The sequence below is a fragment of the Streptomyces sp. NPDC088766 genome, assembly GCF_044750845.1.
Classification (GTDB): domain Bacteria; phylum Actinomycetota; class Actinomycetes; order Streptomycetales; family Streptomycetaceae; genus Streptomyces.
In genome coordinates this window covers 26,167-39,260 of record NZ_JBIVKQ010000022.1, presented here as the reverse complement: position 1 = coordinate 39,260, position 13,094 = coordinate 26,167, and the positions used below count along the sequence as shown (strand labels likewise).

Annotated in this window: 9 protein-coding genes; 5 read left to right on the top strand and 4 right to left on the bottom strand. The window is 73.6% G+C overall.

Going from position 1 to position 13,094, the window contains the following annotated elements; genetic code table 11:
• Positions 1-125 precede the first annotated feature (125 nt).
• Positions 126-3,824, top strand: coding sequence for an AfsR/SARP family transcriptional regulator (locus ACIP5W_RS26565; RefSeq protein ID WP_401478471.1), 3,699 nt, complete (start codon positions 126-128; stop codon positions 3,822-3,824).
• An 8-nt stretch (positions 3,825-3,832) separates the two neighbouring features.
• Here ACIP5W_RS26565 and ACIP5W_RS26560 read toward each other — a convergent pair whose 3' ends face one another.
• From ACIP5W_RS26560 to panB, 3 genes are all read right to left on the bottom strand, one after another.
• Positions 3,833-4,660 carry an ABC transporter permease gene (locus ACIP5W_RS26560; protein WP_401478468.1) on the bottom strand — a complete coding sequence of 276 codons (828 nt, stop codon included), beginning with the start codon at positions 4,658-4,660 and terminating at the stop codon, positions 3,833-3,835.
• Positions 4,657-5,685 carry an ATP-binding cassette domain-containing protein gene (locus ACIP5W_RS26555; protein ID WP_401478465.1) on the bottom strand — a complete coding sequence of 343 codons (1,029 nt, stop codon included), beginning with the start codon at positions 5,683-5,685 and terminating at the stop codon, positions 4,657-4,659. Before ACIP5W_RS26555 ends, ACIP5W_RS26560 begins: the two co-directional genes overlap by 4 nt.
• Before the next feature lie 270 nt (positions 5,686-5,955).
• A complete protein-coding gene (panB, locus tag ACIP5W_RS26550; RefSeq protein ID WP_401478462.1) occupies positions 5,956-6,822 on the bottom strand; it encodes a 3-methyl-2-oxobutanoate hydroxymethyltransferase in 867 nt (288 codons plus the stop codon).
• A gap of 168 nt (positions 6,823-6,990) precedes the next feature.
• On the opposite strand from panB, the gene ACIP5W_RS26545 reads away from it, so the two are divergent.
• The 4 genes from ACIP5W_RS26545 (at position 6,991) to ACIP5W_RS26530 (ending at position 11,913) form a co-directional block, all read left to right on the top strand.
• Positions 6,991-8,583 carry an MFS transporter gene (locus ACIP5W_RS26545; protein ID WP_401478459.1) on the top strand — a complete coding sequence of 531 codons (1,593 nt, stop codon included), beginning with the start codon at positions 6,991-6,993 and terminating at the stop codon, positions 8,581-8,583.
• 80 nt (positions 8,584-8,663) lie between these two features.
• Positions 8,664-9,404: a TetR/AcrR family transcriptional regulator gene (locus tag ACIP5W_RS26540; protein WP_401478456.1), complete on the top strand. Its 741-nt coding sequence runs from the start codon at positions 8,664-8,666 to the stop codon at positions 9,402-9,404.
• Positions 9,405-9,551: 147 nt separating this feature from the next.
• Complete coding sequence (locus ACIP5W_RS26535; protein WP_401478453.1) at positions 9,552-10,610, top strand: endonuclease/exonuclease/phosphatase family protein; 1,059 nt, start codon at positions 9,552-9,554, stop codon at positions 10,608-10,610.
• Positions 10,611-10,698: 88 nt separating this feature from the next.
• Positions 10,699-11,913 (top strand): MFS transporter, encoded by a 1,215-nt coding sequence (locus tag ACIP5W_RS26530; protein WP_401478450.1) that lies wholly within the window; start codon positions 10,699-10,701, stop codon positions 11,911-11,913.
• A 100-nt stretch (positions 11,914-12,013) separates the two neighbouring features.
• Here ACIP5W_RS26530 and ACIP5W_RS26525 read toward each other — a convergent pair whose 3' ends face one another.
• The gene (locus ACIP5W_RS26525) at positions 12,014-13,069 is read right to left on the bottom strand and encodes a DUF6215 domain-containing protein (RefSeq protein WP_401478447.1); all 1,056 of its coding nucleotides are present in this window, start codon (positions 13,067-13,069) and stop codon (positions 12,014-12,016) included.
• Positions 13,070-13,094: the final 25 nt, after the last annotated feature.

Genomic DNA, 13,094 nt, shown 5'->3' with positions numbered 1-13,094 from the left:
CGGGCCCGAGGGGGAAACGTCTCGCGACCGGTCGTCGGTTCCGGGCGGAGCGGGGCGATCCTCCCGGGCGCGCCACCGGCCCGGGCGCCGTGACCCCGGCCGCCCCCGCCGGAGAGAATGACCCCGTGCGCTACCGCATCCTCGGCACCACCCAGGCACTCCGGACCGACGGCACCCCCGCCGCCGTCGGCGGGGCGCGGCTGCGCGCCCTGCTGACCGTGCTGGCGCTGCGGGCCGGCCGCAGCGTGCCCGCGGGGCTGCTGGTGGAGGAGGTGTGGGCCGGCGGCGAGCCGCCCGCCGACGCGCCCGCCGCGCTGCAGGCGCTGGTCGGCCGGCTGCGCCGGGCCCTCGGCGCGGACGCCGTCGCCTCGGCGGACGGCGGCTACCGGCTCACCGCCCCGCCCGACGCCGTCGACCTGCACCGTTTCGAGCGGCTGACCGACATGGGACTGCGCGCGCTCGCCGACGGCGACCCCGCCGGGGCGGCCGCACTGCTCGACGACGCCCTCGCCCTCTGGCAGGGACCGGCCCTCGCCGACCTGCCCGACCGCACCGCCGAGGCGGCCCGCCGGGAGGTCCGCCGCCTGGACGCGATACGCGCCCGTCACACCGCGGCCCTCGCCCTCGGCCACGCCGGGCGGTCCCTGCCCGAGCTGACCGCCCTGTGCGACGCCCACCCCCTGGACGAGCCCCTCCAGGCCCTGCGCCTGCGTGCCCTGCGCGACACGGGCCGCACCGCCGAGGCCCTGGCCGCCTACGAGTCCGTACGCCGCCTGCTCGCCACCCGCCTCGGCTCCGACCCCGGCCCCGAACTCCGCGCCCTCCACGCGGAACTCCTCACCCCGGCCGAACTGCCGCCCCCGGCGACCCGCCCGGCCCCGGCTGCCGCCTCTCAGGCCCCGGCTGCCGCCGATTCCGGCCGGGGCTCCGTGTATCCCGGGCCGGCTTCCGCCGATTCCGGTCGGGCTTCGGCCTATCGCGGCCCGGCCTCCAGCCGTCCCGGCCCGGCCTCTCCCCATCCCGCCCCGGCTTTCGTCCGTCCGGCCCCGGCTGCCGCCGATTCCGGCCGGGGCTCCGCGTATCCCGGGCCGGCTTCCGCCGATTCCGGCCGGGGCTCCGTGTATCCCGGGCCGGCTTCCGCCGATTCCGGCCAAGCCTCGGTGCGTCCTGGCCCGGCCTTCCCCCACCCCGGCCCGGCCTTCTCCGATCCCGGCCCGGCCTCCGTCCATCAGGCCCCGGCCTTCACCCACCCCGGCTCGGCGCCCGCCCGTCCCGGCCCGCCCCCCGGCAACCTCCGCGCCCGGCTCACCTCCTTCGTCGGGCGGGAAGGCGACATCGCGGCCATCCAGGGGGACCTGGACGGTGCCCGGCTGGTCACGCTGCTCGGGCCCGGCGGGGCCGGCAAGACGCGGCTGTCGCAGGAGGCCGCCGAGACCGCGGGGGAGGCCGCCCGGGACGGTGTGTGGCTCGCCGAACTGGCGCCGGTCGCCGACCCCGACGCCGTACCGCAGGCCGTCCTCACCGCCGTCGGGGCCCGCGAGACCGTGCTCTACGGCGCCGGCGCCGAGGAGCTGCGGGTGGCGGTCGCCGAACGGCACGACGACCCCCTGGAGCGCCTCGTCGAGCACTGCGCCCGCCGCCGCATGCTGATCGTCCTCGACAACTGCGAGCACGTCGTCGAGAGCGCCGCCCGCCTGGTCGAGCACCTGCTCGAGCGCTGCCCGGAGCTGACCGTCCTCGCCACCAGCCACGAACCCCTCGGCGTGCCCGGCGAGCTGCTGCGGCCCGTGGAGCCCCTGCCCGAGCCGGCCGCGCTGCGGCTGCTCGCCGAGCGCGGGGCGGCCGCCCGCCCCGGCTTCCGCGTCGACGACGACCCCGAGGCCTGCGCCGAGATCTGCCGCCGCCTGGACGGCCTGCCGCTCGCCATCGAACTGGCCGCCGCCCGGCTGCGCATGCTGTCCCCCCGCCAGATCGCGGACCGGCTCGACGACCGCTTCCGGCTGCTGACCTCCGGCAGCCGTACCGTCCTGCCCCGTCAGCAGACCCTGCGGGCCGTCGTCGACTGGTCCTGGGACCTGCTCGACGAGGACGAGCGCGAGGTCCTCGGCCGGCTGTCGGTCTTCGCCCGCGGCTGCGACCTCGCCGCCGCCGAGGCCGTCTGCGGTCCGGCCGCCCTCGACGCGCTCGGCTCCCTCGTCGACAAGTCCCTCGTCGTGGCCGCCCCCGCCCCCGACGGCACCATGCGCTACCGGCTCCTGGAGACCGTCGCCGAGTACGCCGCCGTCCGCCTCGACGAGTCCGGCACCCGCCCCCGCGCCGAGCGCGCGCATCTGACGTACTACCGCGAACTCGCCCGCACCACCGAGCCGTCGCTGCGCGGCCGGGGACAGCGCGCCGCCATCGACCGGTTCCAGCTCGAGTACGAGAACCTGCGCACCGCGCTGCGCCGCGCCGTCGCCGAGCGCGACGAGCAGGAGGCGCTCTGCCTCGTCCTGTCCCTCGTCACGTACTGGCAGATGCGCGACCTGCGCATCGAGGCCCGCACCTGGTGCCGCGAGGTGATGTCCCTCGGCCCCGACCCCTTCGCCGGTCCGCTACGCCCCGCCGCCGCCGTCTGGAAACCCTGCATCGACGCCCCGCCGCCGATGACCGGCGAGGTCCTCGCGGAGGCCCGGCGCGGTGTCCACCTCGCCCATTTCGCCTGCATGGACACCGAGCTGGACGCCTGGCAGAACCCGGCCGCCCAGGCCAAACTCAGGGTGATCACCGACACCTACGCCCCCGGCCTCCCGCAGACCTGCCGCACCCCCGGCCTGCTCTGGTTCTACGCCGTCATGCTCACCGGCGACATGGAACGCATCCGCGTCATCATCGACGCCAGCATCCGCACCGCCCGCGAGACCCCCGGCTACGAGTGGGAGCTGGCCGTCTGCCTCCAGATGCGCGCCAACGTGCTCGCGAACCGCTCCGACTGGGCGGGCGACGCGACCCGGGACGCCGACGAGTCCCTGGAGATCTTCCGCCGCCTCGGCGACGCCTGGGGCACCGCCGAGGCCCTCTCCGCGCGCGCCGAGGCCCACGAGCGGACGGGCGCCTACCGCCTGGCCGCCGCCGACTACGAGGCGGCCATGGTCCACGCCGAGGAACTCGACGCCCGCAGCCAGGCGGCGGTCCTGGCGGCCCGGCTGGGCAGCGCGCTGCTGGAGGGCGGCGAGGAGGAGCGCGGCGAACGCATCCTGCGCGATGTCGTCGACCGCATCGACGGCACCGTCAACGAGGCCATGCCCGCCGCCCGGCTCTTCCTCTCCGGCCACCTCGCCCTGACCGGCCGCACCACCGAGGCCCGCGAGCAGCTACGGCTGCTGCGCAAGGAGTTCGGCCTCGCGCACTTCGTCGTCTTCGACGCCCTGATCCTCGGCGCGGAGGCCTGGCTGGACACCGTGGACGAGCGCTACGAGCAGGCCCTGGTCACCATTCGCGACGCCCTGGGCCGGGCGAACGACCCGCTGTCCACGGCCATCGCCCCGCACCTGCGCTCCCTCTGCCTGACCATCGCCGCGATCGCCCTCACCGGCACCGGGCGGACCGACGCCGAAGCCGAAGCCGAAGCCGAAGCCGACGGCGCCCGCGCCGAGGCCGCCGCCCGCTGCCTCGGCGCCGCCGACGGCCTGCTGCCGCCCCGGCACGTCTCGCCGCGCCTGGAGTCCGCGTGCCGGGAACTGGCCCACGCCCGGGTCCGTGCCGCGCTCGGCGAGGAGGCGTACACCGCCGGCCACGCCGAGGGCGGCGGTCTCTCCTACGAGGAGGCCGCCGCCCTGGTGTGAGGCACCGGTCAGCTCTTGGTGCGGAACTTGTGGATCGCGACCGGCGCCATCACCGCGGTGAGCCCCACCGACCAGGCCAGCGTCACCCACAGACCGTGGGCGACCGGACCGCCGATCATCAGCCCGCGCGCGGCGTCCGCGAGGCCCGACAGGGGATTGAACTCGGTGAAGTTGCGCAGCCAGCCCGGCATCGAGGCGGTCGGCGCGAAGATCGACGAGCCGAACTGGAGGGGCATCAGCACCAGGAAGCCCATCGCCTGCACGGACTGCGCGTTCTTCATCACCACGCCGAGCGTGAGGAACACCCACATCAGCGCGAACCCGAAGGTCGCGGAGAGCGCCACGGAGGCCAGCAGTCCGGGCCAGCTGGTGATCTCGAAGCCGACCAGCACCGCGACGACCACCAGCACCACCGTCGCGAACAGCATCCGCATCAGCTCGACCGTGATCTTCGCGAACAGCACCGAGCCGCGCCCGATCGGCAGGGACCGGAAGCGGTCCATGACACCGGAGTTGAAGTCCTGGTTGAACCCGGTGCCCACGCCCTGCGCCATGTTCATCCCCATCATGGCCAGCAGGCCGGGGATGACGTACTGGACGTACTCCTCCTGGCCGCCGCCCAGCGACTGGCCGATGGAGCCGCCGAAGACGTACACGAACAGCAGGGTGAAGACGACCGGGAACAGGATCGCGTCGAACATCGACTCCGGGTCCTGCCGGATCCACAGCAGGTTGCGGCGCACCAGCGCGCCTGTGTGCCGCAGGTGGGCCCGCAGCGGGACGGGCGCGTCGGCGCCCTGGAGGCCGGCCGGGGCGAGTGGGGTGGCGGCGCTCATACGGCGACCTCCTCGAGGGACGTGTCGGCGGGGACGGTGCCCTGCGGCGCACCGGCACGGTGACCGGTGAGGGACAGGAACACCTCGTCCAGGCTGGGCAGTTCGGTGGTGATGGAGGAGAGCGTGAAACCGCGTGCGGTGACCGCGCCGACCACGGCGGTGAGCTGTTCGTCGCTCAGCACCGGCACCAGCACCGAGCCGCGCTCGGTGTCCACGACGGTCGAGGCGAGACCGGTGATGCCCATCTCGTCCAGCGCGCGGGCCAGCGGGCGCAGGTGCACCGGATCGGCCGGGCGCACCCGCAGGGTCCGCCCGCCCACGCGTGCCTTCAGCTCCTCGATGCCGCCCGTGGCGATGACCTTGCCCCGGTCGACGACGGTCAGCTCGGAGGCGAGCTGCTCGGCCTCCTCCATGTACTGGGTGGTCAGCAGCACGGTCACCCCCTCGCCGACCATCGACTTCACCTCGGTCCACACCTCGTTGCGGGTGCGGGGGTCGAGGCCGGTGGTCGGCTCGTCGAGGAAGAGGACGGCGGGCCGGCCGATCATCGACGCGGCGAGGTCGAGCCGCCGTCGCATGCCGCCGGAGTACGTCCCCGCCGGACGCCGGGCCGCCTCCGTGAGCGAGAACCGCTCCAGCAGCTCGTCGGCGCGGGACCGGGCCTCCTTGCGGGGCAGGTCGAGCAGCCGGCCGATGAGGTACAGGTTCTCCCAGCCGGCGAGCTTCTCGTCCACGGAGGCGTACTGGCCGGTCAGGCCGATGACGCGGCGGAGCCGGCGGGGCTGGCGGACGACGTCGTGGCCGGCGACGGTCGCCCGGCCGGCGTCGGGGACGAGCAGTGTGGACAGGATCCGCACGAGGGTGGTCTTGCCGGCGCCGTTCGGCCCGAGCACCCCCATGACGGTGCCCTCCCGCACGTCGAGGTCGACCCCGTCCAGTGCCTTGGTCTCCCCGTAGTGCTTGACCAGCCCCCGCACGGTGACGGCGCGGTCCGCGCCGCCGGGGTTCATGTCGATGCGTGTCATGCCACCGAAGGTGTCAGCCCTCACCGACAGACCGCCTACACCCGGCCGACAGCCCCGACAGCGCACCGACACGCTGGCCGGACATCTCAGCCCGTCCGGCGTTTGAGGAGGAGGCGCGGAGCGCCGACGGGGGTCCGGGGGGCGCGGCCCCCGGGGGTCGGGTCGGGAAGGGGCGGCGGGGGCGAGAGACGAAAGGGGGCAGCCCGCCGACGGGGACGATCGGCGGGCTGCCCGTGGTGCCGGGATGGCTCAGTGGGGGCCGGGAACGGCTCAGTGGACGGAGTGCTCCTCCAGCGGGAACGTTCCGCCGACGACGTCCTCCGCGAACGCCTTCGCCGCGTCGCCCATGACCTTGCGCAGGTCGGCGTACTGCTTCACGAACTTCGGCACGCGGCCGCCGGTCAGCCCCATCATGTCCGTCCAGACCAGCACCTGCGCGTCCGTCTGTGCCCCGGCCCCGATCCCGACCGTGGGGATGTGCAGCACGCGCGTGACCTCGGCCGCCAGTTCCGCCGGCACCAGCTCCAGCACGACGGCGAACGCCCCCGCGTCCTGGACGGCCTTCGCGTCCCGCAGCAGCTGCGCGGCGGCCTCCTCGCCACGGCCCTGGACGCGGTACCCCATGGCGTTCACGGACTGCGGGGTGAGCCCGATGTGGGCCATGACCGGGATGCCGGACTCGACGAGCAGCTCGATCTGCCGGTGCGACCGCTCGCCGCCCTCCAGCTTCACGGCACCGACCCCGGCCTCCTTGACCAGCCGGGTCGCGCTGCGCAGCGCCTGCACGGGGCCCTCCTGGTACGACCCGAAGGGCAGGTCGCCGACGATCAGGGCCCGGCTGGTGCCCCGTACGACCGCGGCCGACAGCATGGTCATCTCGTCCAGGGTGACGGGCACGGTGGTCTCGTACCCGAGGTGGCAGTTGCCCGCCGAGTCGCCGACGAGCATCACGGGGATCCCGGCCTCGTCGAAGACGGATGCGGTCATCGCGTCGTACGCGGTGAGCATGGGCCACTTCTCGCCCCGCTCCTTGGCGGCGGCGATGTCGCGGACGGTGATACGGCGTGTGCCCTTGCCCCCGTACAGCGCCTTGCTGCCGTCGGAAGGCTTCGTCTGGGCAGCCGAAAGCTGCGTCATTGCAACGGCTCCTCACGTCATCTCGAGGCGCCCTCACGGCGTCCCCGGACCACATCCATGGTGGCACCTCGTGCCAGGGAGGGCCAGAGCACCCCCTGTGGGTAAAACCTCAGTAAGAGAATCCGATACGAGACGGTCCCGTATCGGAATGGGCCTACCCTCGGGTACATGACCACTCCTGCCGTCCCCGCGACCCCCCGGATACCGGAAACGGTGCACCGGCGCCGCTGGGCGATCCTCGGCGTGCTGATGCTGAGCCTGCTGATCGTGGTGCTCGACAACTCGATCCTGAACGTCGCGATCAAGACCATCTCCACCCCGGCCCCGGTCGGCCTCGGCGCCACCCAGAGCGAGCTGGAGTGGGCCATCAACTCCTACACGCTCGTCTTCGCGGGCCTGCTGTTCTCCGCGGGTCTGCTGGGCGACCGGCTGGGCCGCAAGAAGGTCCTGCTCGGCGGCCTCGCGGTCTTCGGCATCGGCTCCGCGCTCGCCGCGGAGTCCGGCTCGCCCGCCCAGCTCATCGTCTTCCGCGCCCTGATGGCCCTCGGCGCCGCCTTCGTGATGCCCGCGACCCTCGCCGTCCTGATGAACGTCTTCGAGCGCGAGGAGCAGCCCAAGGCGATCGGCGTCTGGGCCGGCGGCGTCGGCCTCGCCATCGCCATCGGGCCCATCACCGGCGGCCTCCTCCTCGACCACTTCTGGTGGGGGTCGGTCTTCCTCGTCAACGTGCCGATCGTGATCACCGCCATCGTGCTGATGGTGTGGCTGGTGCCGGACTCGCGCGACCCCGCCCCCGGCCGGATCGACCCCGTCGGCGTCGTCCTGTCCGTCGTCGGCCTGGTCCTGCTCGTCTACGGCATCATCAAGGGCGGCGAGCTGGCCGACTTCACCGACCCGACCGTCCTGGCGACGATCGCCGCCGGACTCGTGGTCCTCACCGGGTTCGTGATGTTCGAGAAGCGCAGCAGCCATCCGTCCATCGACGTCGGCTACTTCCGCAACAAGGTGTTCTCGGCCGCGATCGGCGTCATCGCGCTGGTCTTCTTCGCGCTGATGGGCGTGACCTTCTTCTCCGTCTTCTACACCCAGAGCGTGCGCGGCTACTCCCCGCTCCAGACCGGTCTGCTGATGCTGCCGCTGGCCGTCGCCCAGCTGGTCTTCGCACCGCGGGCCCGGCTGGTCGTGGACCGCTTCGGCAACAAGGCCACGACCACGGGCGGCATGCTCCTCATCGCGGCGACCCTGGTCGCTTTCGCCACCCTGGACCAGGACACGCCGATCTGGCTGCTGGAGGTCGTCTTCTTCCTCATGGGCGCCGGAATGGCCCACATCATGACCCCGACCAGTGTCGTGATCATGCAGGCGCTGCCCCGCGAGAAGGCCGGGTCCGCGTCCGCGCTCAGCAACACCTTCCGCCAGGTCGGCGGCGCGCTCGGCATCGCCGTCCTCGGCTCCGTGCTGTCGACGGCGTACCGCAACGGCATCGAGGGCGACCTCGGCGCGGTGCCGGCCGGGCTGCGCGGCACGGCGGGGGAGTCCATCGAGGCGACCCTGGGCGTCGCGGCGAAGCTCGGCCCGCGCGGCGAGGCCCTGGTCGGCCCGGCCAACGACGCGTTCCTGCACGCCATGCACGTCACCGCGCTGTGCGGGGCCGGGATCGCGCTCGTGGGCGCGGTCGTCGTGGCGGTGTTCCTGCCGGGCCGGTCGAAGGAGCCGGAGGAGGCGGAGGGCGTGGGCGAGCTGGTGCGCACCGACTCGTAGACCGGGGGCGGCCGTGCGGGGCGCGGCCGCCTCCCGGACTCCCTGGGCGAGAATGCTGCGAGCGTGACGAAAGGACGGTCGTGAGTTCTGCCGAGACCTCTGCCGACAACGGGGCCGCCGCGCGGCGGCCCGCGCACCCCGTCAGGGGACGGCCGCGCAGCGAGGCCGTCGAACGGGCCATCCTCGAGGGGACGATGAAGCTCCTGGAGGAGGGGGTGCCGCTCGGCGAGCTGTCCATCGAGCGGATCGCCCGCACCGCCGGGGTCGGCAAGGCGGCCATCTACCGCCGGTGGAGCGGCAAGGAGGAGCTGTTCGTCGACGCCCTGCGGACCATCGAGCCGGACGAGCCCGAACTCCCCGGCACCTCCATGCGCGACGACCTCGTCGCGCTGCTGGAGTGGCTGCGCCGGCGCGGACTGGCCAACCGTTCCTCGGCGATCCTGCGCACCGCCCAGGCCCAGATGAAGAGCAGCCCCAGGATCTGGGAGGCGTACCACAACGCGGTCGTCGCGCCCCGGCGCCGACTGGGCGTCGAGGTGCTGCGGCGCGGTCAGCGCACCGGCGAACTCCGCGCCGACCTCGACGTCGAGCTGGTCAACGACCTGTTCATCGGGCCCATGCTGGTCCGTTCCGTCCTGCGGCCCGACGCCGACCTCACCGAGGGACTCCCGGAACGGATCGTCGACACGCTGCTCGAAGGCCTGCGGCCCGTCGGCGCCCTCCCCCCTGCGCGGTCCGGCGTTTCCCCCACCGGCGCACGGACCGTCAGTTCTCCGCCGGGCTCGCCCGAATGTGCGCGTTTCGTCACAGACCACCCCTGACGGGCCGCGATCGGAACCCGCGGCGGCACTCCGTTCGTCCTCGTGCCCGTCGGGCCGTCATGGGACGGCGGGAACCGGGCCGTTCATCCCCTAGGGTCGTACGCACGGGGGAGAGACGGTGTGCACGGCAGGTAGTGAGGCGACGGTATGGCGCAGCAGGCGTATGTGACGGAGACGGACAACGGCGGCTCGGGTCCCGAGCGTCGGGGAGCCCGGCTCCGGAGTCTGCTCGTACGGCTGGCCGGACGCCTGTCGGCCGGCTGGCGCGGTGATCCGCGGATCTGGCGCCGCGGCCTCGTCGTCGCCGCGCTCGCGCTGCTGCTCGCCCTGGTGATGCTGCTGCACGCGCGCATCCCCAACCGGTTCGGCAACCTCGGCAGCCTCACCGAGACGTTCCTGCCGTGGCTCGGGGTCTTCGTCCCGCTGTTGTTGCTGCCGGCGTTCGTGCGCAGGTCGGCGACCGCGCTGATCGCCCTGGTGCTGCCGGCCGTGGTCTGGCTGAACCTCTTCGGCGGGCTGCTCGGCGACAAGACCGGCAGCGGCGGCGACCTCACGGTCGCCACGCACAACGTCAACGCCGGCAACGCCGACCCCTCCGGCACCGCCCGCGACGTGGCCGCCTCCGGCGCGGACGTCGTGGCCCTGGAGGAGCTGACCGAGTCGGCGGTGCCGGTGTACGAGAAGGCGCTCGCGGCGACGTACCGGTACCACTCCGTGCAGGGCACCGTCGGGCTGTGGAGCAAGTACCCGCTGAGCCACGTGGCGGCCGTCGACATCAAGCTGGGCTGGGTCCGCGCCATGCGCGCCACGGTGACCACGCCACAGGGCCCGGTCGGCTTCTACGTCGCCCACCTCCCCTCGGTCCGCGTGAAGCTCCAGGCCGGGTTCACCGCCCGGCAGCGCGACAAGAGCGCCGACGCGCTGGGCGAGGCCATCGCCGCCGACCCGCTGAGCCGCAAGATCCTGCTCGGCGACCTCAACGGCACGATGAACGACCGCTCGCTCAACGGCGTGACGTCGCAGATGCGCTCCGCGCAGGGCGCCGCGGGCAGCGGGTTCGGCTTCAGCTGGCCCGCGTCGTTCCCGATGGCGCGGATCGACCAGATCATGGTGACGGGCGTGGAGCCGGTCACCTCGTGGACGCTGCCGCGGACGAGCAGCGACCACCTGCCGGTCGCGGCTCGTGTGAAGGTCACCACACCGTAACCTGCCGGAATACCGGGCGGGAGAGGCTTTGTTCCGTAACTGAACATACGATGGACGGAACTCTCTCCTGAAAGGCACAGGCTCTTCCATGCCCCTGGCCCTCCTCGCCCTTGCCGTGGGTGCCTTCGGCATCGGCACCACCGAGTTCGTGATGATGGGCCTGCTGCCCGACGTCGCCGACGACCTCGGCATCTCCCTCCCGGCCGCCGGGCACCTGGTCTCCGCCTACGCGCTCGGCGTCGTCATCGGCGCCCCGCTGCTCGCGGCCGTCACGGCGCGGATGTCCCGCCGCACGGTCCTCATGTCCCTGATGGGGCTGTTCGTGGCCGGCAACGCGCTGTCCGCGTTCGCGCCCGGCAACGACTCCCTGCTCGCCGCCCGCTTCCTCAGCGGCCTCCCGCACGGCGCCTTCTTCGGCGTGGGCGCGGTGGTCGCCACGAACATGGTCGCGCCCGAGCGCAAGGCGCGCTCGGTGTCGCTGATGTTCCTCGGCCTGACGGTGGCCAACGTGGCGGGTGTCCCGGTCGCCACCCTCATGGGCCAGCACCTCGGCTGGCGGGCGACCTTCCTGGGCGTGAGCGCGATCGGCATGGTGGCGATGATGTCGCTGGCCCTGCTGATCCCGCGCGACCGGGTCGCCGCCCCCACGACCGGCCTGCGCGGCGAACTGGCCGCCCTGCGCTCGCTGCCGGTGTGGCTGGCGCTGGGCACGACGGTCGCCGGCTTCGGCGCGCTGTTCTCCGCCTACAGCTACATCACGCCGATGCTGACGGACGCCGCCGGCTACGCCGACTCCAGCGTGACCCTGCTGCTGGCGCTGTTCGGCGTCGGCGCGACGATCGGCAACCTGCTGGGCGGGCGGCTCGCCGACCACGCGATGCGTCCGACCCTGTTCGGCGGCCTGACCTCCCTGGTGGTCGTCCTGGCCCTGTTCCCGCTGTTGATGACGACGGCGTGGGGCGGTGCGCTGGCCGTGCTCCTGCTGGGCGTGGCGGCGTTCGTGACGGGTTCGCCGCTCACCATGACGGTGATGGAGAAGGCGGCCGCGGGCCCGTCGCTGGCCTCCTCCGCCAACCAGGCCGCGTTCAACCTGGCCAACGCCGGCGGCGCCTGGATCGGCGGCCTGGCCCTCACGGTGGGCTTCGGCGTGACGTCGCCCGCGCTGGCGGGTGCGGTGCTGGCGGCCCTGGGCCTCGGGGTGGCCGCAGTGGCGTACGCGGTGGACCGGCGCCGGGAGTCCGCCCGGGCGGGCCGCGTGGTCGCCACCCACACGCCTGAGCGGTCGGGCGTGCTGCACCACTGAACCGGGGGTTCGCCCCGCCGGACCCCCGTGACGCGTCCTCGCCGGGCCCGGCCGAGGCCGGCGGCGGGACGTCCCGAACGGCGCGGATGTCCCGGACGCCTCAGCGGCCACTCCGTTCGGGGATCGCCGGAAGGACCTTCCCGGCGATGCCGAGGAGGGCCTGGTCGGTGGGGAGGGCTCCGGACTCGCTCCACACGGTGAGGTCGTAGGAGCCGCCCCGGTCCTTGCCGTCGAGCGCCACGGACAGCGTCCTGGCCAGGGGGCCCTGCTGCACCGGCCCGCTGGACCCCTCGCTCCCGAGGCTGATCTCGAACTTCATGGTGTGCTCCGAGGAGAGGAGCGCGGGCCGGCCGAGGACCGTGAGCGTCCTGAGGTCCTTCTCGTCCTCGTCACCCGCGATCTTCACCAGCTTCGCGTACTGGGCGGTCGACAGGTCGTTGTACGTGGCCGAGAGGGTCACGGTGTACGTGTCGAACGAGACCCTGGCCTCCGGCTCGGCCACCTTCCCGTCCGTCAGGGCGGCGGTGTTGTTGCTGCCGGAGGCCGAGGTCGCGATCTCCGCGGGCGTTCCGAGGAGCTGTGCCAGGTCGGGCCGGTTCAGTGCCTCGCACAGCTGGTCACCGGTCACGGGCCGGGGCGTCTTCTCGTAGACCGCCGGCAGTTCCTCGTCCTCCGTGTCCGAACACGAGGCGGGCCGCGGTGTCTCGTCGTCGGCCGGCAGCACGTCGGGGGCTAGCCACAGCGCGGCCCCGAGTACTCCGAACACGGCCACGGCCGCGACGGCCTGGCCCCACGGGTTGGGCGCCTTCCCCGCGGTGGCCGGGCCGGGAGACGGGACGGCTCCGGCCGGTGGCGGCACCGGTACCTGTGCCGGTGCCACCACCTGTGCCTGTGCCCAGGCCCGGGCGACGGCGTCGGTCGGCGCCGCGTCCGCGGCGGCCGCCGGAGCCGGGTTCCGGCGCGCCCGCAGCGCCCGGACCACCATGCGGACGCGTATCGCGGTGAACACGAGGAACGCCGCGCCGAGACCGGCCGCGACCCGGTCGTGATCGTGGACGGCGAGGTACGTGATGCGCACGCCGAGGACGGACCCGAGGGCGATGAGCAGGGGTTCGCGGACCCAGAAGGGCAGAACGCGCAGGAGTAGACCGAGCATCCGGTGATCTCATCAGGCCGAACCT